This is a genomic window from Pandoraea anapnoica (assembly GCF_902459765.1).
Lineage (GTDB): Bacteria > Pseudomonadota > Gammaproteobacteria > Burkholderiales > Burkholderiaceae > Pandoraea > Pandoraea anapnoica.
In genome coordinates this window covers 109131-134892 of record NZ_CABPSP010000001.1, presented here as the reverse complement: position 1 = coordinate 134892, position 25762 = coordinate 109131, and the positions used below count along the sequence as shown (strand labels likewise).

The window sequence follows — 25762 nt, the reverse complement described above, 5'->3', positions numbered from 1 at the left end:
GGGAAGATCGATGCAACTCGATGGTCTTGCATTGCGCCGACATGGCGCGACGCTCTTGTTTGTTCTGTTGTGGAGCGGCGGCGCACTGGCCGCCAAATGGGGGCTAGCGCACGCGTCGGCGTTTGCCTTTCTCGTCATCCGCCTGGGGGTCGCGTTTGCAGCGCTCACGCTGATCGCACTGATACGTCGCCAATGGTGGCCCGCGGTGGGCACCGGCTGGCAGGTGGCGGGCACCGGTGTGCTGCTCATCGGCGGCTATCAGGCGTCGTATTTGCTGGCGCTCGCCAGCGGCATCACACCAGGAGCGCTGGCGACAGTGCTCGGCGTCCAGCCGATTCTCACGCTCGTGGCGCTGGAGCGGCGTCACAGTGCGCGGCGTCTGCTGGGGCTGGCGGTTGCGCTGGTCGGGCTGGCACTCGTCGTTGCGCAAAGTCTGATGTCGGCACGGCTGTCGGCGGCGGGGTCCGTGTGGGCACTCACCGCGCTCGCCTGCATGACGCTCGGCACGCTCGCGCAAAAAGGGTCGCGACAAACGCCCCTCGACGTGCTGCCACTGCAATATGCCGTCGGGTTGGCGCTGGCCTTGCTCGTCGCCCCGACGCAGCCGTGGCATTTCGACGGCACCTTGGGTTTCTGGCTGCCGTTGCTCTACATGGGCCTCGCAATTTCGGTCGGCGCGACGTTGCTGCTCTACCGAATGATCGCGTCCGGCAATCTGGTGACAGTGACGAGCCTGTTCTATCTGGTGCCCGTGGTGACCGCACTGCTCGACTGGGGCATCTTCGGGCATCGGCCCACGGCGCTGGCCGTCGCAGGCACTGCCGCGATTCTGATGGGTTTACGACTGGCGCTCAGGTAGCTTCAGACGCGAACGCCGTCGGCATCTCGGCTAAGATTGTCTTTCTCAGGGTGACAATGCGCTTAGAAGTACGCTCGTTGTCACCCGTCATTTATTGAAGACGGGAATCTTGCCGATGGACCTGCTCGACGACATGCGCATCTTCGTCAGCGCCGTGGACGCCATGAGCTTTACGGGCGCGGCGGCGAAACTCGGACTCTCGAAGCAGTTCGTGAGCCGCCGCATCTCCTCGCTGGAGCAATCGCTCGGCGTACGACTGCTGCTGCGTACGACCCGGCGACTGGCCGTGACCGACCTTGGCCGGATTTATTACGAGCGCGCCCGGCGCATCCTTGACGATGTGGAAGCCGCGAATCTGGCGGTGAGCAGTCAGGGGGAGCGTCCGCGCGGCAACTTGCGGGTATCCGCCCCGATGTCGTTCGGCACGATGTTCCTCAGCTCGGCGATTCCGTCGTTCCTCACGACGTATCCCGACGTCACTATCGAGCTCGAACTGAACGACCGCACGGTGGACATCATCGGCGAAGGCTATGACGTGGCGGTGCGCATCGGCGCGCTGGCCGACTCGTCTCTGATCGCCCGCACAGTCGCGCCCATGCGCATGGTCACGTGCGTCAGTCCCCGCTACCTCGAAGCCCACGGTGTGCCGCAGACGCCCGAAGATCTGATTGATCACACGTTGCTGCCCTACGGTCACAGTCAGCGCGTGAGCTGGCATTACGCGCGGGACGGGCAGCCGCTGGAAATTCCCGTGTCCGGCCGGCTACGCGTGAACAACGGCGAGCTGGCGCGCGATGCGGCGGTCGCCGGACTGGGCGTGACGTGGCTCCCGGTGTTTATCGTCGCCCCCGCCTTGCTGGGCGGTCGTCTCGTGACGGTACTCGACGACTTCGAGCCGCCGCCGTCGTCGATTTATGTCGTCTACCCGCAGCATCGTCAGGCATCGCTCGTGATCCGGGCGTTTTCGGACTTTCTGGCGGCGGCGTGCGGCGTCGCGGGCACACAGTGGTGAACGGCGAAGGATGACAGCGTGGGAATGTCATCCCGACCTACGGGAATCCGACCCGAATGGCGCATGAATGGCGGACAAAGCATGATCGGATCGCGCCCAAAAGGCCATCAGACTTGACCATCCATAGCCCGGACGGGGATACTTGACAGGTTAAAAACCCAGCTTTTTCACGCCGATGACCACGATTCTGCAACACATCCCCACGGGACAACGGGTCGGCATCGCCTTTTCGGGCGGTCTCGACACCAGCGCTGCGCTGCTTTGGATGCGCCAAAAGGGCGCGATTCCCTACGCTTACACAGCCAATCTGGGTCAGCCGGACGAACCCGACTACGAAGAAATCCCGCGTCGCGCGATGGGTTACGGTGCCGAGAACGCCCGCCTGGTCGACTGCCGTGCGCAACTCGTGGCCGAAGGCATCGCCGCCCTGCAATCGGGCGCGTTCCACATCTCGACGGCCGGCGTCACGTACTTCAACACCACGCCGATCGGCCGCGCCGTCACGGGCACGATGCTCGTGGCTGCCATGAAGGAAGATGGCGTCAATATCTGGGGCGATGGCAGCACGTACAAGGGCAATGACATCGAGCGCTTCTATCGCTACGGTCTCTTGACCAACCCGGGCCTGCAAATCTACAAGCCGTGGCTGGACCAGACGTTCATCGACGAACTCGGCGGCCGTAAGGAAATGTCGGAATTTCTGATCGCCAACGGCTTCGATTACAAGATGTCGGTCGAGAAGGCCTATTCGACGGACTCGAACATGCTTGGCGCGACGCACGAAGCCAAGGATCTGGAACACCTGAACTCGGGCATCAAGATCGTTCAGCCGATCATGGGTGTGCCGTTCTGGCGTGACGATTGCGCAATCAAGGCCGAAGAAGTCACCGTGCGCTTCGAAGAAGGCCAGCCGGTCGCGCTCAACGGCAAGACGTTTGCCAACGCCGTCGAACTGTTCGAAGAAGCCAACCGCATCGGCGGTCGTCACGGCCTGGGCATGAGCGACCAGATCGAGAACCGCATCATCGAAGCCAAGAGCCGCGGCATCTACGAAGCCCCGGGCCTCGCGCTGCTGTTCATCGCTTACGAGCGCCTCGTGACCGGCATCCATAACGAAGACACCATCGAGCAATACCGCGAGAACGGCCGCCGTCTGGGCCGTCTGCTGTATCAGGGCCGCTGGTTCGACCCGCAGGCGATCATGCTGCGCGAGACGGCCCAACGCTGGGTGGCCCGCGCCGTGACCGGCGAAGTGACCATCGAACTGCGTCGCGGTAACGACTACTCGCTGCTGAACACGACGTCGCCGAACCTGACGTACAAGCCTGAGCGCCTGACGATGGAAAAGGGCGACTCGGTCTTCACGCCGCTCGACCGTATCGGTCAGCTCACGATGCGTACGCTCGACATCGTCGACACGCGCGAGAAGCTGATGACGTACGCCAAGGCCGGTCTGCTGACGTCGACCAGCGACGACGCACTGCCGCAGCTCGAAGGCAAGAAGGACTAAGCGGTCATCCGGCGTATCGCTCGCGAGAGCGGTGCAGCACGTGTCACCTGCTGCAACAGGCGGCGCGCCCCGAAAGGAGCGCGCCGCCTTTGTTTTTGGCCTGTCACGAGTGACGCGCTAATATACGGGCGAAAATGCGAACAAAAATAGGCTGCATCCCAAATTAATTGAAACCCTCCCCGCAATCGGGGTGCGCGTCGGCCCCGGACACCGGGAAACGCGCATGCGTCGGAGACCCTGCATTGGTACGTCTGATTCTGTTATTGCTTGGCGTGAATTATTTGCGTCGCCGGGCCCGGGCGCTGATCTGGATCGGCGCGATCTTCTTCGCCTTCGGCATGGCGTTGATTGTCGACGCGCTCGATGGCGTCGTACACTTTCCGCTCAAGGTCTTCGCGTGGCTGCTGCTGCTCGAAGGGCTGGCGACGCTTGCCATCGCCACCATCGGGGTGGGCGGTCAGCGGCTCGTACGGGGGCTGAAGGGCGGCACCTTTACCGTCGCGGCACTGCTGGTCCTGCTGTTCGATCAACATAACGGCAACTTCTGGTTGTCGATGCTCTTCGGCACGCTGTTCCTCGCCGACGGCCTGCTGCAATGCGTGGCGGCGTACGTGGTGCGCTACCCGCGCTGGGCCTGGGCCATTGCAGGCGGTGCGCTGGAAATCGCCGTCGCCATTTTCTTCTATCAACCGTACCCGACGCACTACAAGGGCACCCTGCCGTACGCCATCGGGCTCGGACTTGTCTTCACCGGGTGGAACGTGCTCGTGCTGGCCATGCGGGCGCGTCGCATGCGCGGCGATTTCCGCGTCGAACAGATTCTCGGCAGCCCGGAGGACAAGCGCCGCCTGTGGAGCGAGCGTCCCCGTGCGCCGCGCTGGGACGGTCCGCCCACCGACTCCGAGCCAGCGCTCACGGTGCATGTGTGGACGCCCTCGGGGTCGTCCAAGGCACCGGCGCGCCGTCATCCGGTGATTGATCGCTACATTGCGGCCGTCGACAAGAACGGCGTGATTTCGACGGGACACGCCGCGCTGGAGAGTCACGAAGGCGTGTACGTCAGTCTGTACCCCGCCAAGGAAATCGACCGCTCACCGGATCAGTTCGGACAGTTGCTGCGCGCGACGCGCGAGAACGACGTGCCCGGCACCTTTCAGCCGGACTACGCCACGGAGTCGAAGGCGTGGTGCCCATCGACGGTCAAGGTGCGTATCCGCAACTACAGCCCGCAGCAATTGAGCGCTTTCTGGCAGACCTATCAGCAGAACGCCACCTATAACCTCACACACCGTAACTGCTCAAGCAGTGTGGCCAAGGCGCTCGAAGCCGCGATCGAAGGCCGTGTGGGGCAGTTGCACGACGGCGGCGACGCTGGCTGGTGGACGTTCGTCCGCCTGTGGCTCACGCCCGAATTGTGGGTGGCCGCACAACTGCGCAAGCGCGCGAAGACGATGGCCTGGACCCCGGGTCTGGTGCTCGATTACGCGCGTGCGGTAAGCATGCTGGTGGATCCGCGTCCGTTCGGCTGGATTACGATGACGTCGCTGGCGTTGCGCCGCATGCGTCGCTCGCGCCGCGCATGGCGCGAGGCCGAGCAGGCCGCCGCATCGCAAGCGCAGAACGCAACGCACGCATCGCACGTCTGACGCCGGATCGAGACTTTCCCAGGGGGACGGTGTAACGTCACCCGTATTGGCACACGCAACAGCAGCAGGCCCCCGGGCAACGCGCAAGCGCTGCCCGCCCGAGCTTCAGACGCATCACCCAATACGAGGACAGTTCAACATGTTCAACCGCCTGTGGCGCTATGTCAGTGCCGCCCTGTTCGCCAGTCTGGTCATCGGCCGCGCCGCACACGCGATCACGGCCGAGGCCGCACCCGTCACCATTCCGCACGGCGCAATTGTCGAGCGGCAACCGCTGAAAGCCGACTACGGGCTCCCGGAAGCCGGTGAGCAATTCAGCATCCGTTACAGCTCCATCGACGGCGTCGGCGGCATCGAGGCCCGCGAGGACACCGGTGCGGTGTTCCTGCCCAAAGGACCGACACCGCCGGGCGGCTGGCCGGTCGTAGTCTGGGCACATGGCACGGTCGGCATTGCCAGCACGTGCGCACCGTCGCTCAACGTGCGCAGCACGCGCGACATTCAGTATCTCGGCACCTGGCTGTCGCTCGGCTTTGCCGTCGTCGCGCCCGACTACGCGGGTCTTGGCTCGCAAGGGCTGCATCACTATCTGAACGCCCGCGCCGAAGCGTATAGCGTGCTGGACAGCCTGCTTGCCGCCCGCAGCGTCTTTCCGTTGCAGAACCGTGTGATCTTCGTCGGGCAATCCCAGGGGGCGCACGCAGCGTTCGCCGCAGCGGGCTTTCAGCCGATGTACGCCCCGGACGTGAAGGTGATCGCTACCGTCCTCACCGGTACGCCGTATTTCAACGCACAGACGTCCGCGGCCACCCTCTTTGCGGGGCAACCCGATCCGGGCGCGCCGGACCCGAAAATTCCGTACGCGATGTACATCTTCCTGTCGGCAGCCGACCGCGATCCGTCGTTGAATCCCGCGAAGTACTTCTCTCCGCAGGCGCTACCGGTGCTTGATGAGGCCCGCACACTGTGCATCGATACGCTGACCGATCACTCGACGGCCGCCGGTCTGAACGCCGGGAACAGCATGCAGCCGGGTATTCAAAAGCTGCTGGACAGCCAAACGCCGTCGCTGCGCTATCCGACGCTCAGCATCAAACATCCGGTGTTCATCGGCATGGGAACGGAGGACATCGACGTGCCGGTCATCATGCAAAAGGCATTCGCGCGAGATGTCGCCAAGGCGGGCACGAAGACAACCGTACGCATGTACGACGGACTCGATCACGATGCGACGGTCAACCCTTCCCTGCGCGACTCGGTGCCGTTCGTTCTGCAACTGATGTCGACGAAAGGCGTGCGCCCGCACAATAACTAGAGGAATGACTCGGAAGGCTACGACGAACTACGACGGCTCATCGTTGGAAGAAATCGACATAAACCATTGATTTAATAATGTTTTCTGTTGCGTTGCACCTACGCAACATGGAGGCACTTACGTAAAAATACATATGGTGCGATGCAACACGTCGTCCTATACTGAACTCGTCTCCTCCATGTCTCCTCCTGATATGGATTAAGCCCGCAACGCGCGGGCTTTCTTTTTTTCTGCGGCCGCTTTCTACCGACCCGTTTCTGCGATCAGTCGATGGCTGCCGCGCACGCATCCGTCGGCGTCGCCAGCGCGCCCCCGACCCCCGGAATGATCTTCAGCCCCGCCGAGGCCACACGGCAGGGTGCCGCCAACAATCCACATCCCGCCACCGACGTCACGAACGGCAGAATCGCGAATAGTGCCCACCAACGACGCAAATTGCGCGGTGCGGGCGTCGATGCCCGTCGGCCACCAAGGTCCAAATCGTCCGAACCCACCGAACGGCGGGGCTCGCGGGGGGCGGATGCATCGCTCGGCTCAATCGTTCGGTCTGTATGGGCGTGGGGGGGCGCGATGGCCTTTCGGCTCATCGTATGAAGCATCGTCATGGGGGGCGTCCTGAGAAGGGCTAGGTGCCGGAAATACCGGCGGTTCGGGTGAGTTCTGTCAGTTCGAAGGTCGGGCAATCGCCATACGGTCTCTGACTGAGCGCAGCGAGGGAATACCTCACGCAGCCGGCGTCGTATGACCGATGTACGTGAAACGCGGCACCGGGCCGTTCTCGGTCATCACCGGTTCGTTCCAGATGCGCAGCAGCCGCGTACTCATCGGCAAGCCTTCACGGGGGTAGAGCCGTGTGTAGACGACCACAGGTTCGTCCGTCTCGTCGGCACGGGCAATGCCGAGCGCGAGATAGCAATTCCCTTTGTAGTGACGGTAGACACCTGGGCGAAACGCCTCGATTTCGGGCGTCGATTCCGCCGACGCCGCTGGCACATTCGAAAACATCGTTCTGTTCTCCTGCATTCCTGCATACGACTGCCGCGCGCAGCCGCGCATGAGACACCCTGCGCGAGCGTCGAGTTCCGACGCCCCAGGGTCTCAGCGCCTCAGCGCGGCACCACGATTCCCACCGACTTCGCTAATGGCGCGGGCGAAATACCCGAGGCGCCACGAAACGGCTCATCCAGATTCACGATGAGTGCTACCACCATACCGATCGCGCCCATGTGAATGGCGATGATGAGATTGCTTTTCCACGACCCCGGATAACGGCCGTTCATCGCCATTGCCGCAAGCATGAACAACGAGATGACCCACCAGAACACGCCGGGCACCGTCTTCGTCGCGTTTTCAAACCGCCCCTGTCTCGCCTCTTCGAGACGATCCAGCAACGTACGTATCGAACTCGCGCTGTCTTCGTGCCGCGCAATGACGCGCCGCGTGGCACCGACAAACGCCGTCAGCGCAGATTCGGTGTCCGGTGAAAGATCGGGATCGGCGGTCCCCAGCGTTCTCCATTCGTCCGTGACGGCGGATGTCACGTAGCTGCGCAGCAGCACACGTGCCGACTGCGCGTCGGCGTCGCCCACCGCTTTCAACTCACGATCAAGGCGTCGCACCACCGACGCTTCGTGCAACGCCTGATCGTCGGCATGGCCGAGGTTGGCCCGCACATCGGTCAGCACATGGGCGAGCACAAAGACGATGAACGCCAGCAGGCTCCCGTGGACCACGTCCGCCACCGTTCCGCGCACCTCCGTCGGGTCCGCGAGACGGTCGAACAGGACGATGCGCGCGAGCCAGGCCACGGCAACGGCAAGCACCGCCGTGCCGAGCGCCAGGCCGACGAGCAATAGCCCCGTCGGCAGCAACGTCATCTGATCCACCATCCACTGTCTCCCTGTCTCCCTGTCTCCGGCATCAGCATTGCCGCGACGACAATCCCGCGACAACCCATTTCTTCGGTATTCCGGGCAGCGTAAGCACAATGCTCCGCCGCCGATGCGGCGACTATACCTGATGCACGGAAGACGGCAACTTTAGAAAATTTCCGCGCCTGACAGCGGAAACGTGACGAAAGATTTCACAACGCCGCACGACGCAGAAGACCGCAACTAAAGCGCTTTCGTCAGCAGTACCGTGGTGAAGCCGCTGTCCCACTCTTCGTCGGGATAGGTGGCCACTTCCCGATACCCGTTGCGGAGATAAAAAGCGCGGCTCTGCACGTTGAACGTGTCGGTCTCGAGTCGTGCGAGCGGATGGCCAAGCGACCGCATCTTCGCTTCCGCATGCACGAGCAGCAACGCACCGACACCGCGTCGCTGCTGAGACGGCGTCACGTGCAGCGCATCGATGAAATCGCCGACAACGTGCACCATGCCGACGACATCGTCATCCGACGCGCGCGGGACAGCCACCGTAAATTCGCACCAATGTCCCTGCACATACGCTCGCGTGCGTTCACCGGAAGCGAGCGTCGCCGCAACCTCGGGCCGCAACATCGGCTCCCACGTCGAGCGATACGTCTGCATGAGTAGCTGTGTGAGCGCCTCGACGTCAGACGCTCGCGCCTCACGCAGCACAATTTCAGGACCAGGCATTGCGAAGCTTCCTTGCGACGTCGATGTGCACCGTGACGTCGCCGACCGGCCCGCGCGGCACATCGTCCTCGCGCGGCTTGGGGAAAATGTCGTACAGCGGCAGCATCTTGTCGGACACGAAACGGCTGCGCGTGCCATACACATGGCGATCGCCCAGCCCGGTTTGCTGATGGACGTAAAACCGCTGCGGCACAACGAGTTGCAGCGACTCCTTTGCACGCGTCATCGCCACATAGAGCAGGCGTCGCTCTTCCTCGATGTCTTCGTCGTCACCGGTACTCATATCGGAGGGGATACAGCCATCGACCACGTTTAGTACGTACACCGAATGCCACTCCTGCCCCTTGGCACTGTGAATCGTCGACAGGATCAGGTAATCCTCGTCGAGGAGCGGCGGACCGGATTGTGCGCTCGTGGCATCGGGTGGATCGAGCGTCAGCTCGGTCAGGAACTGCTCGCGCGAGCCGTACGTGTTGGCGATGCGCGCGAGTTGTTCGAGATCGGCCTGACGCACGGCGGCATCGTCGAAACGCTGGGTGAGCAGCGGTGCGTACCAGCGCAGCGCCAAGTCCACGTCTGCCGGCCACGCCAGACGTGTGTCGTGCAACGTCATGAAGACTTCGACGAACACTCGCCACTCCGTCGCGGCACCCGACGGTGGCTTGAACTCGGCAAGCACCTGCGCGGGGGTCGCGGACTGCGCCATGGCGTCGAGCAACCGCGTGGCGCTTACAGGCCCGATGCCGGGGATCAACTGCGCAACGCGAAAACCCGACAAGCGGCTCGCCGGGTTATGCGCCCATCGCAAGATCGACAGCATGTCCTTCACGTGCGCCGCTTCGAGAAACTTCAATCCGCCGAACTTCACGAAGGGAATATTGCGACGCGTGAGTTCCAGCTCCAGCGCCGCGCTGTGACTGCCCGTGCGAAACAGCACCGCCTGCTGCGTGAGTCGCGTGCCGGTCTCGCGCTGCGCCAGCACCTGATCGGCGACCCAGCGCGCCTGCCCCGATTCGTCGCTTACGTTGACGAGTTGCGGCAACCGGTCCGATGGCCGGTCCGTCCACAACGCCTTCGCGTAGCGCTCGTTCGACTCGGCGATCACGGCGTTGGACGCATCGAGAATCGGCTGCGTCGACCGGTAGTTGCGCTCCAGCGTCACCACGTGCGCCGGCGCGGCGAACTGGCCCTGGAAATCGAGAATGTTGCGGATCGTCGCCGCACGAAACGCGTAGATCGATTGCGCATCGTCGCCCACGACCGTCAGGCCGCGCCCGTCCGGTTTCATCGAGAGAAGAATCTGCGCCTGCAAGCGATTGGTGTCCTGATACTCGTCGACGAGTACATGATCGAAACGGGCATCAAGCTCGCGAGCCAGTTCCGGTGCGCCCATCGTCTCCGCCCAGTACAGCAGCAGGTCATCGTAATCGAGCACGTGCTGCGCTTGCTTGGCGTCGACGTAGCCGCCGAAAAGCTGCTTGAGTTGCGCTTCCCATTGTGCACACCATGGGAAATGCTTCGCGAGCACTTCAGCCAGCGGCGCCTGACTGTTCACCACGCGCGAGTAGATCGACAGACACGTGCCTTTTAGCGGGAAACGCGACTGCGTCGCAGAAAACCCCAGATCGTGCCGCACCAGCCCGAGCAAGTCCTCGGCGTCGCTGCGGTCATGGATGGTGAACGCTTCCGACAGCCCGATACGGGGCGCGAAATCACGCAGCAACCGTGCGCCGATGGCGTGAAACGTCCCCGCCCAGGGCAGCGACGGCGGTTGTGTCGACGACAGCCCCAGTACCTTCTGCAACACGGCCCCCACGCGACGCTCCATTTCGCCAGCGGCACGACGCGAGAACGTGAGCAGCAGAATGCGATTGGGGTCTGCCCCACGTACGATAAGATTCGCGACCCGGTGCGCGAGCGTGCTCGTCTTGCCGGACCCCGCTCCCGCAATCACAAGCAAAGGACCGCCGGGCGCGCCATCGTCGCCCACACCGAAGTCGACGGCTTCACGCTGGCGGTCGTTGAGTTCGCCCCACGGATCGCGGGCGGCGGCGGACGGCTGTTCTGACATACGAATTGACGGATGAACGGCAGAAATAGGCGCAAAAGCGAGCGCAAAAGCAAGCACACAAGCGAGGCCGCGCAGTGCCTCGCTTGCATCGATCGGGTTTAAGTACGCTCAAAGAGTACTGTATATTTATACATTATAACGATGGGTTTTGCGTCCATCGAGCCCCTTGCGAAATTCGGATGAATCCTCGCTGTCACCCGCGTCGACAGCCCATCACCCGCCTAGGCCCTTATGACAATCCGCACCGGCACGTCGTCCTGGACCGACCCCACGCTCATCGCATGCGGCCGGTTCTACCCGCCGAGCGTCGATACACCGGCCGCGCGCCTGCGCCACTACGCGTCCAAGTTTGAGCTCGTCGAGGTCGACAGCAGTTATTACCGGTTGCCCGACGCCGACGTTGCCTGGCGATGGACGCAACGCACTCCCAGCGCCTTTCGCTTTCACATCAAGGCGTTCCGCGCCTTCACCGGGCATAACATGCCCCTCGCCGCGTTGCCGCCCGATATCGCGCAGGCGTTACCGTCACATGAAGCTCAGCACCACCGCGCATCGCCGGACAGCGCACATATTGCCGCCACCGACATTCCTGCCGAGTTGCGCGACGAGTTGTGGCGACGTTATCTCGAAGCCGTCGAGCCGTTGCGCCAAAGCGGGCAACTGACGGCGATCCACTTCCAGTTCTCGCCAAGGGTGCAGAACGACCGCGCCGGACGTGCCCTCGTCTTCGAGACGGCGCGACGCCTGGACGGGGAGCGCCACGCCATCGAATTTCGCCACCGTAGCTGGTTCGATACGCCATCGCGCGAGGCGGCCACGCTCGCCATGCTGCGCGAGACGGGCGCGGCGCACACCATCGTCGACAGTCCGTCCGGGTTCGACAACACCGTGCCCGCCGTGTGGGCCACGACGCGCGACGACCTGTGCGTCGTGCGTCTGCACGGGCGCAATGCAGCCGCGTGGAACCGTCGCGGCATCACGGCGTCGTCGGGCCGCTTCGTCTACGAGTACAGCGCGAGTGAACTGATCGATATTTCGGCGCGCGTCGAACGGATCGCCGCGCTCGCCGACGACACCCATGTGCTCTTCAACACAAATCACGAAGATCAAGGGATGAAAAACGCGTCCGCATTTCAACGTGCCCTCGCCGATCTGGCCCGTCTGCGCGCTTAAGGACGACGGGCGTTGTCGGACGACGGTGGGTTCGGCCTGAGTGTCTTGCGCCACGCCGGGAGATCCGCAAGCCTCGTGCCTTCGGGCACTTCACCATGTTTGCTGTGGCCCACACGCTGTGCACGATAGATGCCCGTGTGCCCGGAACACAGATATGCAAGCACGCAAGCGATAGCTGCGTAGCCTCCGATCTGCGGACCGAAAATCTCGATCGCCATCAACGTCGACGCAATGGGCGTATTCGCCGCCCCAGCGAATACCGCGACGAAGCCGATGCCTGCGAGCACTGCCGCTGGCAGCATCAGCACATGGGACAACGCATTGCCCATCGTCGCGCCGATGTAGAACAGCGGCGTCACCTCCCCCCCCTTGAATCCAGTTCCGAGCGTGATCACCGTGAAGATCGTCTTGCCGAGAAAGTCATACCACGGCAGCGACGTATGAAAGGCGTCGACGATGGTCGGAATACCGAGGCCGAGGTACTGCGGCGTCCCGAGCATCGTGGCCGCCACGGCCACCAGCACACCGCCCGCGAAGGGACGCAGCGGCGCGTAAGCAATACGCCGCTTCATGAAAGCAGACGTGGCATGCGTCGTCTGTGCAAACACCATACCGACCAGTCCGCAAAGCACACCGGCCGCAGCGGCACTGAAGGCACCTGCGAGCGTGATCGACGGCGCGAACGCCGTCGGCGCAATCGTGTAGACGGTGTGGTGCACGCCCCACGCGCGGGTCACCGCGTCGCCCACGAGGGCAGCCACGAGGCACGGGAGCAAGGCGTCGTAACGCAATCGGCCGATGGCGAGCACTTCGAGACCGAACACCGCTCCCGCGAGAGGTGTACCGAACACCGACGCGAACCCTGCGGCAATCCCCGACATCAGCAGTACACGGCGTTGCTCTCCCGACAAACGGAAGACGTGCGTCAACTGATCGGCAAGCGCGCCGCCCATTTGCACGGCCGTGCCTTCGCGTCCAGCGGAACCACCGAAGAGGTGCGTCACAACCGTGCCGAACAGCACGAGGGGGGCCATGCGCAACGGCACGACCCGCTGCGGATCGTGAATCTCGTCGATCAGCAGGTTGTTGCCTGCTTCGACGCTCGCGCCGAGCCGCAGATACAGCCAGCCGACCGCGCAACCGGCGACCGGCAGCAGCCAGAGCAGCCAGGGGTGGGCGAGACGCGTATTCGTCGCGAGATCCAGCACGACAAGGAACAGCGCCGATGCGCTGCCCGCCATCACGCCGACGAGTGCTGCAAGCGCACTCGCATGCGCGGCGCGCGGCAATACACCCAACAGATCGCGCAGGGAGGACCACAAAGGGGAGTCGCGGAACATCTTCACAGGTTCAATCAGGGACGAACAACGTCGTCGACACATGGCCTGAACGCGAAGGGGAACAGTCTGCGGGATGTGACTTGAGTAAAACGAGAGAATCGAAAGAAACGCCCGTTTGCATAGCCCGCAACCTCCCGGCACGCCAGGATCTTGCAGGCATCATCAGCCCCGTTGCAGGGCGGTTTGCGAAACGAACGCCGGAGGAATGCCATCTCCGTGCAGCAGTGGTGATGCTATCAGGAACCGGGCGCACTCACAATAAGTGACATTTTTTGGGACGAAATGCCGAACGCGATCGGCGGATTCCGATAAATCGACCGCTTGCCGCTTTTCCCCGGCCCTCACCTCTAGAATCGGCTTCAGATTCACGGAGGACAGCATGGTGGCGGACAGGGAATATGTGGAACGAGTCAAGGATTATGGGTGGGAGGAAGTCGGCGAATTGTGGCGGGACGTCCAGCAGTGTTCAACGCCCGGATGGGATCCGGGAAAAGCGCTGGAGTATCTGGTGATCAAGGGATTCGAGTTGAGTGGGGCGAAGGTCAGATGGCCTTACAGGGTGGTCCATCAAGATAAGAACGTCATCGAGCAGGTTGACGGAATGATCTATTCCGGAGGTGTGGCGGCCATTGTGGAGTGCAAGGATTACTCAAAGCAGGCATCACGAGCGAAAAGACCCGTCTGCAAAGGCCCCATCGCGACCCTCCTGGCACATCTGATGCGTCGCCCGTCCCCGCTGATCGGTTGCTTGTTCGCCAGCGGGAGTTATACGGACACGGCCCAGGCACTCGTCAACTCCATCAAACCGGCAACAATTCTCTGCTGGACCGGTGACGATATCGAATATTGCATAAGCCAGCGGGATTTCGCGCAGGGATTCAAACGCAAATACCGCGCATGCATGGAAGAAGGCGCGCATTGCGTGAGCTGTGCAGACTAAGGAGACGCACATGGAAACTCGTAGCATCATCTGCCCGACCAACGACGCGATTGCCTTTCTTCAGGCGTGGATGCCCGAAGCGCTTGTCGAATCGTCACGCTTTTACTGCCCAAGTTCGTTGAGCGACGTCCCTTCGACGGCACGGGACATCATTTATCGACGACAGCTTCAAACGCTCGTGATTCACAATGTTCATTCGACGCACCCGAACGTGTTTGACGATCAGGAGGATCGCGTTCGAGACGTGCTGACACTTAACGCGGCGGAGGAACAATTTGAGGTCGTCATCGCCGCCCCGACCGTCTTCATCATGCTCTTCGAAACGCAGGAGATATTTGGAGCGGTCTTTGGCAACCGGGCCACCGAGTATCTGAGTCTGATGGGAAGTTATGACCCGGAACGAGCCATGCGAGAAAGCGGCACCTGTGCGGCAGAGATTATCGGCAACCTCGACGACACGATGCGCGAACGACTGCGAGATACGCCGACCGCACGCCGAATTCTGGCGGGCATCACGACGCTGGACGCCAAACCTTTCACGAATGAAAACGGCGGGCACTTTGCCGAGCATCGTCGCCCGCCGCAAATGCGTCGTTGGGATTAGTGCGCCGACGTCGCGCGCTAATCCACTCGCTTACTCGCTCTTACTTCTTCCCAGCCTTCACCGCCTTCTCGATGCGCGCACCGACATCCGCGTCGACCTGCTTCCAGTAGTCGAACGCGCGCTCCAGTACCGGGCTACGAACACCGCCGAGCAGGGCGCCGGAGACGGTTTCGACAAGACGCGTGCGGGCCGCTTCGTCGAACACGTTACGCACGAGGTCGCCCGGCTGCGAGAAGTCGTCATCGTCTTTGTGCAGCGTGTAGGCACTGCGGACCATGGCACCGTCGGATTCCCAGCCGTCTTCGGCCGCACCGGTCTGATCGGCATACGGACGTCCACCGCTGTTGGGCACATACACCGGGGCATTGCCGCTATGTTCGTAAGCCATGTGACCGTCGAACATATACGTCTGCACCGGCACCTTCGGGCGGTTCACCGGCAGTTGGTGGAAGTTGGTGCCGATGCGATTGCGCTGCGCATCGTTATAGGCGAATGCACGACCGAGCAGCATCTTGTCCGGCGAAAGACCGATGCCCGGCACGGTATTGCCCGGCGAGAATGCCGCTTGCTCGATTTGCGCGAAGAAGTTCTCCGGATTGCGGTTGAGCGTCATCTTGCCCACCTTGATCAGCGGATAGTCCTTGTGCGACCACGTCTTCGTCAGATCGAACGGATTGAAGCGGTACTGCTTCGCGTCCGCGTACGGCATGACCTGCACCGACAGGATCCAGCTCGGGTTGTCGCCACGCGCAATGGCCTCGAACAGATCGCGCCGGTGGAAGTCGGCGTCCTGACCGGACATGGTCGCGGCTTCCGCGTTGGAGAAGAACGCCATGCCCTGCTGCGTGTGGAAGTGGTACTTGACCCAGAATTTCTCGCCGCTGGCGTTGACCCACATGTAGGTATGCGAACCATATCCGTTCATGTGACGCCAGGTGCGCGGCAGACCACGGTCGCCCATCAGATAGGTCACCTGATGTGCGGACTCCGGATTGTTCGTCCAGAAATCCCACTGCATGTGGTTGTCGCGCAGGCCCGAGTCGGGCAGACGCTTCTGGCTGCGAATGAAGTGCGGGAACTTCATCGGGTCGCGGACAAAGAAGACCGGGGTGTTGTTACCAACGAGGTCGTAATTGCCTTCGTCGGTATAGAACTTGAGGGAGAAACCGCGTACGTCGCGCCAGGTATCGGGACTACCGGCTTCGCCCGCGACGGTGGAGAAGCGCGCCAGCATGTCGACCTTCGCGCCCTTCTTGAACAGCGACGCCTTGGTGTAACGACTCACGTCTTCTGTCGTTTCGAAAATACCGAAGGCACCTGCGCCCTTGGCGTGCGGCTGGCGCTCGGGGACCTTCTCCCGATTGAAGTGCGCCATCTGCTCAAGGAAATGAACGTCGTGCAACAGAAGCGGTCCATCCGCTCCGACCGAAAGCGTGTTTCGGTCGCTTGCCGCCGGTGCACCGGCGCCGGTCGTCGAGCCGGTGTCCAGACGGTCTTTCTCTTTGCTCATACATACCTCCGACATGAAGGTGGGTGGGGAGAGGGAGAGAATAGGAGTCAGCAATATCGCAAGTGGTTCAAAGCATAATACAAGACTGCGAAATGCACTCCCGACGACCGGAGTATCGGCTACGTGACGTGGCCCACTGGCTCGAATGGGCGGGATTCTACTCGCTCGAGACGCGCGCAGGGCACGGACGGCGCTGACCGCAATGCCCCCAGAGGTATTACGCCGCCAGCGCGCGGCACTGGCAAACCACGCGCTCGAAGCACGCGATCGCAAAATCGACGGACGCCTCAGAAGTAAACCGCCCGAGACTCAGACGCACGGTTCGGCTCGCCGCTTCGCTGTCCAGCCCGATAGCGCTCAGCACGTGCGATGGTTGCCCCGAGGCCGAATTGCACGCCGAGGTCGACGACACCGCGAGATTGCCGTTGAGCATGAACGTGAAGAAACCGGAGTGACGGATCGTCAGGCTGAGCGTATGGGGAATGCGACGGGCGTTCGCAGCGTTGTGCACCACGCCATCGAGCACCCGCACTCCGTCGAGCAAACGACGGCTCAGCGCTTCGATACGATTGGTGTCGACCGTCATGTTCTGCATCGCCAACTCGCACGCCGTGCCCATGCCAACGATCTGATGCGTGGCCAGCGTGCCCGAGCGCAGGCCGCGCTCGTGGCCACCACCGTGCATCTGCGGCGCGATGCGCGACATCGCGTCTTTGCTCACATACAGGGCACCGATGCCCTTCGGGCCATAAACCTTGTGAGCCGACATCGACAGCATGTCGATGCCCATGGCCTTCACGTCGATGGGGGTCTTGCCGAGCGCCTGCGCGGCGTCCACGTGCAGCAGCGCGCCTGCGGCATGCACGACCTTCGCGATGGCCGCGACGTCGGTCAGCGTCCCCAGTTCGTTGTTCACGAGCATGACCGACACCAGCCCCGTATCCGGACGCAGCGCCGCCGCCACAATGTCGGCCGTGATCTCGCCGGTCGCCGAGGGCTTCACATAGGTGACGGGCACACCGCGCTTTTCCAGATACGCCATCGTATCGAGAATCGCCTTGTGCTCCAGCACGCTGGTGATCAGATGCGGACGCGCCTGCCCCAACTCGGCATAGCCCTTGAGCGCGAGATTGTTCGATTCGGTCGCGCCGGACGTCCAGATGATCTCGGCCGCATCCGCGCCGATCAGCGACGCGACCTGCGAACGCGAGCGTTCCACGAGACGGCGAGCGCTCACACCCGCGGAATGCGAACTGGACGCCGGATTACCGAAAACGCCGTCGATGCTCAGACAGTCGGCCATCGCCGCGATGACAGCGACGTCCGCCGGCGTTGTCGCAGCGTAATCGAAGTAGTGAAGTGTTTCGTTCTCGCGCATGATCGGCCCCCGCCAAAAAAGAGTGCATCGATCGTACGCGCGGGAACGAGGAAAAGGCTTGCAGAATTACCCTTCGTTATGCAGTTACATGGAATATCCTTCCCATTAAATGACATATCGGGGAAATTTCATCCACCACCGGTTAGGCAACCTCATTTGCAGGGAACCGGACGGTGACTTCCAGACCGCCCCCCGGGGCTTCTCCAAGCGTCACGACGGCGTGATGTTTACGCGCGATTTCCTTGACGATGGCCAGCCCGAGACCGGAGCCGTCGGCGGTGGATTGGGTGAGCGCTGCGGACTCGCGTCGATAGAAGCGTTCGAACACGGCGTCGCGCTCGTGCGCAGGGATCCCGGGCCCGTTGTCGACGACTTGAAGCATCGGCCCGTCGCGCCGCGTGCGCACGGTGATCATCGCGCCGTCCCCCGCATAGCGAATGGCGTTGTCGATCAGGTTGCCGCACATCTCAGCAAGCAACTCACGTTGCGCCAGTACCGTCACGGCGCCGTCGTTCTCGAAGCCGAGATCGATCCCGCGCGAGCGAGCCACCGGCGACCAGTCGAGCGTCACGCTGCGCGCCGCCTCATCGAGCCGGGTCGGCACCATCGCCACCGGCGGGCCGTCCTCCGCCTCCAGACGCGACAGCGAGAGCAACTGCCGCACACTCTTCGCCGCCTGCTTCACTGCCTGATTGAGGCGCTCGACGCGCTCACGCGCCTGTGCGCTCAACGATTCGCGCAGCGTCAGCTCGGACTCCGCCTGGATGATCGCCAGCGGCGTCTTCAACTGATGGGCGGCGTCCGCAAAGAAGCGCTGACGCGACGCCTGCATGCGCCCCACCCGTCCCACGTACTGGTTGATGGACTCGACGAGCGGCTTGACCTCGGTCGGCAGATCGACGTTCTCGAGCGGCGTCGTGTCGTCCTCCCCACGCGCGGCGACCTTGGCCGAGAGCCGGTTGAGTGGACGCAGGCCGCGCGTCACACCGAGCCACACGATCGCGAGCGCCAGCACCACCAGCAGCACTTCCTGCTGAAGCGCCCCGGTCAGAATCTGGCGGGCAAGCTCGTGGCGCGCCTCGGTCGTCTCGCCGACGACGATCCACACGACGCGCGTCTTCGCGTTCGGCACGTCGTGGACCGGCAACTGAAGGGCCCCCATGCGCAGCGTCTCACCGCGATACGTCGCGTCGTAGAAGGCCGTGTGATAGGGCTCCGGCGCGAGACGTGCGGGCGGTAACGGCAGGTCGTGATAGCCGGTCACAGCGCGGCCGTCGTTGTCGCCGCCCTGCACGCCGTCGCCGCCCTCACGAATCACGTAGTAGATCTTGCCGCCACGATCCGATTCGAACATCTCCAGCGCGAGATACGGCAGATTGACCTGTACCTCGCCGTCGATCAGTTGCGTGCCTTCGCGAATCGACTTGATCGAGAACTCCAGCGAGCGATCGAACGCGGAGTTGGCCGCACTCATCGCGCGCTGATACGTCAGCCAGGTGTCGAGCGCGAGCAGTCCCAGCAACGGGAACAGCAGCCAGAGCGCCAGTTGACGGCGAAGATTCGGTTGCGGCATGAGGTGACGAAACGTCCGATGTCAGTCGACGGAAGGTGCGGGCGGCGCGAGATCCGCCTTCTCTTCAAGCAGATACCCCAGCCCGCGCAACGTGACGATCGCCACGCGGCTGCCTTCGAGTTTCTTGCGCAGGCGGTAGACGTAGATCTCGATGGCGTCCGGATTCACGGACTCGTCGATACCGAAAAGCTTCTCCGACAGCGCTTCTTTGTTGATGGCACGTCCGCCGCGCAAGATCAGCACTTCCAGTACGGCGCGCTCACGCTTGGTCAGCGCAAGCAGCTCGCCATCCAGACGGAAACTGCGCTCCACACCGTCGAACACGAGCGGCCCACACGTCACATCCGCACTTTCGTGATGTTGAGATCGACGGATCAGCGCGCGCGCACGCGCTTCCAGCTCATCGAGTTCGAACGGTTTTGAAAGATAATCGTCGGCCCCGAGATTGAGGCCCTTCACGCGGTCTTCGAGCGAGCCGTGTGCGGTGAGGATCAGCACAGGCACCCGGTTACGGCGCGCGCGCAGTCGGCGCAGGATCTCAAGCCCGTCCAGTCGCGGCAGCCCGAGATCGAGAATCACGAGCGAATATTCCTGCGTGCGCAGCACGTGATCGGCTGCTTCGCCGTCGTGCATGCAATCGACGGCGAAGTTCGCCTGCGTCAGCGCTTCGGAGAGCGATTTGGCCAGACTCGGATTGTCTTCGACAAGCAGGATGCGCATGAGAACTAGGGAAATCCATGACCCGAAAATCGGGGCTCGGGCCGGATTCGACACGAAATCGAAAGCGAATTGAAAGTTTCGGCAACTTAACATGCGCCACGCGAAAACGACAAACCCCTTGCAAGGGGTCTTCCGGAGGATGACATGAAGCAAACGACAATGCCCCGCGCCCTGCTCGCGACGACGACGCTCGGTGCAGCGCTCTTCACGGCAGCGCTCCCGGCCGCCCACGCTCAGGTGCCGTCCGGCTATCCGGCGAGCTATCAGGCCACCATCGACGCCGCAAAAAAGGAAGGCAAGCTGATCGTCTATTCGGTGACGGACACCGCGCTGGTGCGCCCGCTCATCAAGGACTTCGAGTCGATGTACGGCATCAAGGTCGAGTACAACGACATGAACAGCACGGAGTTGTACAACCGCTACATCAGCGAATACGCCGCGCACAGCACCAGCGCCGACGTGCTCTGGAGCTCCGCGATGGACCTCCAGGTCAAGCTCGTGAACGATGGCACGATGGCGAGCTATGAATCGCCCGAAGCCGCCCACATTCCGCAATGGGCGCAGTACCAAAAGCAGGCCTACGGCACGACGTATGAGCCGCTCGCCATCGTCTACAACAAGCGCCTGTTGCCTGCAGGCGAAGTGCCGCAAACGCGTATGGAGCTGATCAAGCTGCTGCAGACGAATGCGGCCAAGTTCAAGGGCAAGGTCACGACCTACGACATCGAAAAGTCGGGCGTGGGCTTCAACTATCTGACGCAGGATGCGCGCGTGAACCCGGAAGTGACGTGGGAACTCGTTGGCGCAATGGGCGCGCTAAACCCCAAGTTGCAATCGAGCACGGGCGCGATGATGGAGCGCATCTCGTCGGGTGAAAACCTGATCGGCTACAACATTCTCGGCTCATACGCGTTCGCCAAGGCGAAGAAGGATCCGTCCATCGGCTACGTCTATCCGCGCGACTACACGCAGGTCGTAAGCCGTCTCGTGACGATCTCGAAGCAATCGAAGAACCCGAACGCCGCCAAGCTGTGGGTCGACTATCTGCTCTCCAAGCGTGGTCAGACGCTGCTCGCCAACCAGGCCAACCTGTTCTCGATCCGTGCGGACGTCGACGGCGAAACCTCGATGGCGAACCTCACGCAGCAGCTCGGTGCGGCGCTCAAACCGATCCCCATCGGCGCGGGTCTGCTCGTCTATCTGGATCAGTCGAAGCGTCTTGAATTCCTCAAGCGCTGGCAGCAGTCGATCAAGCGTTGATGCGCACCGACCGAAGCCGCCGCATCCGCCCTCAGTTTTTCTAAGCCCCAGGCCTCAAGTCCGGCGGCCGCGCCCTCACTTCGTCTCCTGACGACGTAACGCGCGGCCCGCCTCTCCCCAAGCCTTTCTCGATATGCGCCCTGCGGGGTGCAGGGAGACCCTCATGCTGTCGTCCTCTACTGCCAACCGCGCAGCGGCCCCTGTCGGCCGTCCGCCAGCGGGTGCCGCCCCTCACGTAGCGCCCCCCTGGCGCGCGCTTGCGGCCACTTCGCGCTGGCTCGTCATTGCCGTGCTCACGATTGCGGTGTTGCTGCCCCTATCGTTTATCGTATTGCAGAGCCTGCTCTCCGCACCGTTCTTCGACGCCAGCCGCACATTCGGCATCGACGGCTACCGCTTCATCTTCACCGATCCCGACTTCTGGTCGGCCGTGAAGAACTCTTTCATCATTGCGTTCGGGATGCTGTTCATCTCGATCCCGTTCGGCGGCATTCTCGCCTTCCTGATGGTGCGCACCGATCTGCCCGGTCGCCGCTGGCTCGAACCGCTGCTGCTCACGCCGGTGTTCGTCTCGCCGATGGTGCTCGCGTTCGGTTACGTGGTGGCGGCCGGTCCCGTCGGTTTCTACTCGGTCTGGTTCCGCGAACTGACGGGCCTCGACGCCCCCTGGTCGGTCTACTCGATCTTCGCGATCACCGTGATCGTGGGCCTCACGCATGTGCCACACGTCTACCTGTACTCGTCGGCCGCGCTGCGTAATCTCGGCTCCGACGTCGAAGAAGCCGCCCGCGTGGCCGGTGCCCGCCCGTTCCGTGTGGCGCTCGACGTGAGCCTGCCGATGACCATGCCTGCGCTGCTGTTTGCGGGCGTGCTCGTGTTCTTCCTCGGTTTCGAAGTCTTCGGTCTACCGCTGGTGCTCGGCGATCCCGAGGGCCATCTGGTGCTCGCCACCTACCTCTACAAGCTGACCAACAAGCTCGGCGTGCCGTCGTATCACCTGATGGCAGCCGTGGCGATGTGCATCGTGGCGATCACCTTCCCGCTGGTGCTGTTGCAACGTCACCTGCTCAAGCGCGCGAACAGGTTCGTGACGGTCAAGGGCAAGGCGGGGCGTCAGACCGTGTTGCCGCTGGGCATCTGGCGCTGGGTCGCGCTGGCGATCGTAGCGGTGTGGCTGATCGTGACGGTGTTCGTGCCGATCTCCGGCATCGTGCTGCGCTCGTTCGTCACACACTGGGGCGAAGGCGTCGCGCTCGGCGAGGTGCTCACGCTCGCGAACTTCACCGAGCTGTTCGAGCAGGACAACCTCGTGCGCGCCATCGTCAACACGCTGGGTATCGGCGTGATCGGCGGCGCGCTGGCCGTGGGCTTCTACTCGCTCGTCGCCTTTGCCGGTCATCGCCGCAACGACTGGGCCGCGAAGCTGCTCGACTACCTCGTGCTGCTGCCACGTGCCGTGCCTGGCCTGCTCGCGGGTCTTGCATTCCTCTGGATCTTCCTGTTCGTACCGGGACTGCGCGAACTGAAGAACTCGATGTGGAGCATCTGGGTGGCTTACACGGTGGTGTGGCTCGCCTACGGCATGCGCCTCATCCAGAGCGCGCTACTGCAAGTCGGCCCCGAGCTGGAAGAAGCCGGGCGCAGTGTCGGCGGCACGCGCAGCCGCGTGAGCCTCGACGTCACGCTGCCGCTGGTGCGCTTCGGTCTGCTCGCCGCGTGGCTGCTCATTTTCATGATCTTCGAGCGCGAATACTCGACGGCCGTCTACCTGCTCTCGCCGGGCACGGAAGTCATCGGCTCGCTGCTCGTGTCGCTGTGGGCGACCGGCGCGGTCGATCAGGTCGCCGCGCTCTCTGTCATCAACATCGCGATGGTCGGCGCCGGTCTGGGCGTGGCGTTGCGCTTCGGAGTCAAATTGCATGGATAAGCTCATCGTCGACAATCTCTTTCTGAGCTACGGCGCCAACCCCATCCTCAAAGGTGTGTCGTTCGAACTCAAGGCCGGTGAAGTCGTGTGTCTGCTGGGCGCTTCGGGCAGCGGCAAGACCACCTTGCTGCGCGCCGTGGCCGGTCTCGAACAACCGTCGCAAGGCCGCATCGCGCTCGACGATCAGGTCTTCTTCGACGGCGCCAAAGGCGTCGATTGTCCGGTCGAGCAACGCTCGCTCGGTCTGGTGTTTCAGTCGTACGCACTGTGGCCGCACCGCACCGTGGCGGACAACGTCGGCTACGGGCTGAAGCTGCGCAAAGTGGGGGCGGCGCAGCGTCGCGAGCGAGTGCAGAACGCCCTCGATCAGTTGGGGCTCGGTCATCTCGCCGAACGCTTTCCGTTCCAGCTCTCGGGCGGTCAGCAGCAACGTGTCGCCATTGCGCGTGCGCTCGTCTACAACCCACCCGTCATTCTGCTCGACGAACCGCTCTCGAACCTCGACGCCAAGCTGCGCGAGGAAGCTCGTGCGTGGCTGCGCGAGCTGATCGTGTCGCTGGGATTGTCGGCTCTGTGCGTCACGCACGATCAGACCGAAGCCATGGCGATGTCGGATCGCATTTTGCTGCTGCGCAACGGTCGCATCGAGCAGGAAGGCACACCGGCGGAACTCTACGGTTCGCCGCGCTCGCTCTACACGGCGGAATTCATGGGGAGCAATAACCGCATCGACGCGACGGTCAGCGCCGTCGACGGCGATCTCGTCACGCTCGCGGGCGACGGCTTCGCACTGCAAGCGCGCGCACGCGACACGCTCGCCCCGGGACAGGACGCACAGGCCGTCATCCGTCTGGAGCGCGTGCAGGTTGCCGACGGCCCGGGCCACAACCGCGTGAACGCCCAGCTCGTCACGTCAATGTATCTCGGCGACCGCTGGGAGTACCTGTTCCACTGCGGTGCGTTGCGCTTCCGCGCATTCGGCCACGTCCCGCGCGAACCCGGCAATCACTGGGTGGAATTCCCCGCGAACGACTGCTGGGCGTTTGCGCAATCGAACGGCTAAGGGAGAGGTAGCCACGCTGACACGCTTTTCATGCGACGCGCGGGCGCTCTCCCGCGCAACACCACGAGAAAGAGAAGAGAGGAGACAACAATGAAACGAAGCAGTATGGCGCGCGCTGCGCTGATCGCTGTGGGCGCACTGGCCGCTCAGGCGCACGCCCAATCGAACGTGACGATTTACGGGATCGTCGACGCCGGTGTCGAGTATGTGAATCACGCCGCCGATAACGGCGGTGCAATGCGTGCAGTCTCAGGCGGCAAGAACACGTCGCGCTTCGGCTTCAAGGGCACGGAAGATCTCGGCGGCGATCTCAAGGCCGTGTTCAACCTCGAGAGCGGCATCAACGTCGTGAACGGCCAGTTCGACGATGGCCCCGGCGCGATCTTCGACCGCCGCGCCACCGTCGGACTGTCGCACAAGAAGTGGGGCCAGTTCACGCTAGGCCGCACCTTCACCACGACGTACGACTACATGCTCCAGTTCGACCCGATGGGCTATGCGCCGAACTACTCGTGGGCGACCAGCGCGACGGCCACCGGCGGACGCAAAGACGGTCTGTTCTCCCGCTCGGCTAACGCCGTGCGCTACGACGGCGAGTTCAACGGTCTGAAACTCGGCGCGATGTATGGCTTCGGCAACGTGGCCGACAGCATGAAGACGTCGTCGAAGTACGACTTCGCCATCGGCTACGAGAACGGCCCGTTCGCCGTCGTCGCAACATACGACCGTCAAAACGGCGCGGGCAACAGCGTAACGCCTGCCGACACGACGGACTACATTCAGGGGATTCACGCCGGCGCAAGCTATCGCTTTGGCGGAGCCAAGGTGATGGCCGGGTATCGCAACTACAAGAAGACGTTCGTGACTGCAGGCACCGCGTCGCTGCGCAGCGACATGTACTGGCTGGGCGCGTCGTACGACTTCACGCCGGCGTTCACGCTGTACGGCGCGATCTACCATCAGGACATCAAGGACGCGAGCGACGCCGATCCGACGCTCATCTCCCTGCGCGCGCAATATGCAATGTCCAAGCGCACGGCGCTGTATCTGTCCGGCGGCTATGCCTTCGCGAAGCACGGCCAGAAGGTCAGTCTTTCGCGCGACCTGACGGGCGCAGCCGATACACAGGTCGGCGTGACGGCGGGCATTCAGCATCGCTTCTAAAACGTCGTAACGACGTTTCACATCGCTTCAAACCGCTTTAAACCTCTTCGCATTCGCGTCAGCCAATGCGTTTCCTCAACGACGGCCCGCCGATAGC

21 protein-coding genes, 1 pseudogene and 1 riboswitch are annotated in these 25762 nt (G+C 62.9%); of the genes and pseudogenes, 12 read left to right on the top strand and 10 right to left on the bottom strand.

What is annotated here, in order from left to right; genetic code table 11:
- Nucleotides 1-10 precede the first annotated feature (10 nt).
- From PAN31117_RS00640 to PAN31117_RS00620, 5 genes are all read left to right on the top strand, one after another.
- Nucleotides 11-859: a DMT family transporter gene (locus PAN31117_RS00640; protein ID WP_150736502.1), complete on the top strand. Its 849-nt coding sequence runs from the start codon at nucleotides 11-13 to the stop codon at nucleotides 857-859.
- Between the two features lie 115 nt (nucleotides 860-974).
- The gene (locus PAN31117_RS00635) at nucleotides 975-1871 is read left to right on the top strand and encodes a LysR family transcriptional regulator (protein WP_150736501.1); all 897 of its coding nucleotides are present in this window, start codon (nucleotides 975-977) and stop codon (nucleotides 1869-1871) included.
- A 175-nt stretch (nucleotides 1872-2046) separates the two neighbouring features.
- Nucleotides 2047-3381 (top strand): argininosuccinate synthase, encoded by a 1335-nt coding sequence (gene argG, locus PAN31117_RS00630; protein ID WP_150575224.1) that lies wholly within the window; start codon nucleotides 2047-2049, stop codon nucleotides 3379-3381.
- Nucleotides 3382-3623: 242 nt separating this feature from the next.
- Entirely contained in the window at nucleotides 3624-5027 is a 1404-nt protein-coding gene (locus tag PAN31117_RS00625; RefSeq protein WP_150736500.1) for an HdeD family acid-resistance protein, read from the top strand.
- A gap of 139 nt (nucleotides 5028-5166) precedes the next feature.
- The gene (locus tag PAN31117_RS00620; RefSeq protein ID WP_150736499.1) at nucleotides 5167-6342 is read left to right on the top strand and encodes an alpha/beta fold hydrolase; all 1176 of its coding nucleotides are present in this window, start codon (nucleotides 5167-5169) and stop codon (nucleotides 6340-6342) included.
- Nucleotides 6343-6605: 263 nt separating this feature from the next.
- Here PAN31117_RS00620 and PAN31117_RS27775 read toward each other — a convergent pair whose 3' ends face one another.
- From PAN31117_RS27775 to PAN31117_RS00595, 5 genes are all read right to left on the bottom strand, one after another.
- A complete protein-coding gene (locus tag PAN31117_RS27775) occupies nucleotides 6606-6776 on the bottom strand; it encodes a DUF6726 family protein (RefSeq protein ID WP_370855714.1) in 171 nt (56 codons plus the stop codon).
- Nucleotides 6777-7065: 289 nt separating this feature from the next.
- Nucleotides 7066-7347 (bottom strand): DUF1653 domain-containing protein, encoded by a 282-nt coding sequence (locus PAN31117_RS00610; RefSeq protein ID WP_150736497.1) that lies wholly within the window; start codon nucleotides 7345-7347, stop codon nucleotides 7066-7068.
- 101 nt (nucleotides 7348-7448) lie between these two features.
- The gene (locus PAN31117_RS00605) at nucleotides 7449-8231 is read right to left on the bottom strand and encodes a bestrophin-like domain (RefSeq protein WP_150736496.1); all 783 of its coding nucleotides are present in this window, start codon (nucleotides 8229-8231) and stop codon (nucleotides 7449-7451) included.
- Nucleotides 8232-8456: 225 nt separating this feature from the next.
- On the bottom strand, nucleotides 8457-8942 hold the full coding sequence (locus PAN31117_RS00600) for a GNAT family N-acetyltransferase (protein ID WP_150736495.1): 486 nt from the start codon (nucleotides 8940-8942) through the stop codon (nucleotides 8457-8459).
- Nucleotides 8929-11013: an ATP-dependent helicase gene (locus tag PAN31117_RS00595; RefSeq protein ID WP_150736494.1), complete on the bottom strand. Its 2085-nt coding sequence runs from the start codon at nucleotides 11011-11013 to the stop codon at nucleotides 8929-8931. The genes PAN31117_RS00600 and PAN31117_RS00595 overlap by 14 nt, the downstream gene beginning before the upstream one ends.
- A gap of 231 nt (nucleotides 11014-11244) precedes the next feature.
- On the opposite strand from PAN31117_RS00595, the gene PAN31117_RS00590 reads away from it, so the two are divergent.
- Nucleotides 11245-12186, top strand: coding sequence for a DUF72 domain-containing protein (locus tag PAN31117_RS00590; RefSeq protein ID WP_150736493.1), 942 nt, complete (start codon nucleotides 11245-11247; stop codon nucleotides 12184-12186).
- Here the strand turns inward: PAN31117_RS00590 and PAN31117_RS00585 are convergent.
- Nucleotides 12183-13526 carry a voltage-gated chloride channel family protein gene (locus PAN31117_RS00585; protein ID WP_150736492.1) on the bottom strand — a complete coding sequence of 448 codons (1344 nt, stop codon included), beginning with the start codon at nucleotides 13524-13526 and terminating at the stop codon, nucleotides 12183-12185. The two genes, PAN31117_RS00590 and PAN31117_RS00585, sit on opposite strands and share 4 nt — an antisense overlap.
- 146 nt (nucleotides 13527-13672) lie before the next feature.
- A riboswitch (Fluoride riboswitch) is annotated at nucleotides 13673-13751 on the bottom strand.
- 154 nt (nucleotides 13752-13905) lie between these two features.
- Between PAN31117_RS00585 and PAN31117_RS00580 the strand changes: the two genes are divergently transcribed.
- Together PAN31117_RS00580 and PAN31117_RS00575 are read left to right on the top strand one after the other, a co-directional pair.
- A complete protein-coding gene (locus PAN31117_RS00580; RefSeq protein ID WP_150736491.1) occupies nucleotides 13906-14466 on the top strand; it encodes a hypothetical protein in 561 nt (186 codons plus the stop codon).
- Between the two features lie 211 nt (nucleotides 14467-14677).
- A complete protein-coding gene (locus PAN31117_RS00575) occupies nucleotides 14678-15070 on the top strand; it encodes a hypothetical protein (RefSeq protein ID WP_150736490.1) in 393 nt (130 codons plus the stop codon).
- Nucleotides 15071-15110: 40 nt separating this feature from the next.
- Here the strand turns inward: PAN31117_RS00575 and PAN31117_RS00570 are convergent, their stop codons facing one another.
- The 4 genes and pseudogenes from PAN31117_RS00570 to PAN31117_RS00555 all read right to left on the bottom strand — a co-directional run bounded on the left by PAN31117_RS00570 (nucleotide 15111) and on the right by PAN31117_RS00555 (nucleotide 20251).
- Nucleotides 15111-16580 (bottom strand): catalase, encoded by a 1470-nt coding sequence (locus PAN31117_RS00570; RefSeq protein WP_150736489.1) that lies wholly within the window; start codon nucleotides 16578-16580, stop codon nucleotides 15111-15113.
- A gap of 220 nt (nucleotides 16581-16800) precedes the next feature.
- Nucleotides 16801-17958 (bottom strand): annotated as a pseudogene (locus PAN31117_RS00565) (cysteine desulfurase family protein); the annotation flags it as partial.
- A gap of 142 nt (nucleotides 17959-18100) precedes the next feature.
- Entirely contained in the window at nucleotides 18101-19531 is a 1431-nt protein-coding gene (locus PAN31117_RS00560; RefSeq protein WP_150736487.1) for a sensor histidine kinase, read from the bottom strand.
- A gap of 21 nt (nucleotides 19532-19552) precedes the next feature.
- Entirely contained in the window at nucleotides 19553-20251 is a 699-nt protein-coding gene (locus PAN31117_RS00555) for a response regulator (protein ID WP_039395022.1), read from the bottom strand.
- Nucleotides 20252-20410: 159 nt separating this feature from the next.
- On the opposite strand from PAN31117_RS00555, the gene PAN31117_RS00550 reads away from it, so the two are divergent.
- The 4 genes from PAN31117_RS00550 to PAN31117_RS00535 all read left to right on the top strand — a co-directional run bounded on the left by PAN31117_RS00550 (nucleotide 20411) and on the right by PAN31117_RS00535 (nucleotide 25665).
- A complete protein-coding gene (locus tag PAN31117_RS00550; protein ID WP_150736899.1) occupies nucleotides 20411-21511 on the top strand; it encodes an ABC transporter substrate-binding protein in 1101 nt (366 codons plus the stop codon).
- 163 nt (nucleotides 21512-21674) lie between these two features.
- Nucleotides 21675-23438: an ABC transporter permease gene (locus tag PAN31117_RS00545; RefSeq protein WP_150736486.1), complete on the top strand. Its 1764-nt coding sequence runs from the start codon at nucleotides 21675-21677 to the stop codon at nucleotides 23436-23438.
- Entirely contained in the window at nucleotides 23431-24501 is a 1071-nt protein-coding gene (locus tag PAN31117_RS00540) for an ABC transporter ATP-binding protein (protein ID WP_150663991.1), read from the top strand. The genes PAN31117_RS00545 and PAN31117_RS00540 overlap by 8 nt, the downstream gene beginning before the upstream one ends.
- A 90-nt stretch (nucleotides 24502-24591) precedes the next feature.
- On the top strand, nucleotides 24592-25665 hold the full coding sequence (locus PAN31117_RS00535; protein ID WP_039395010.1) for a porin: 1074 nt from the start codon (nucleotides 24592-24594) through the stop codon (nucleotides 25663-25665).
- Nucleotides 25666-25762: the final 97 nt, after the last annotated feature.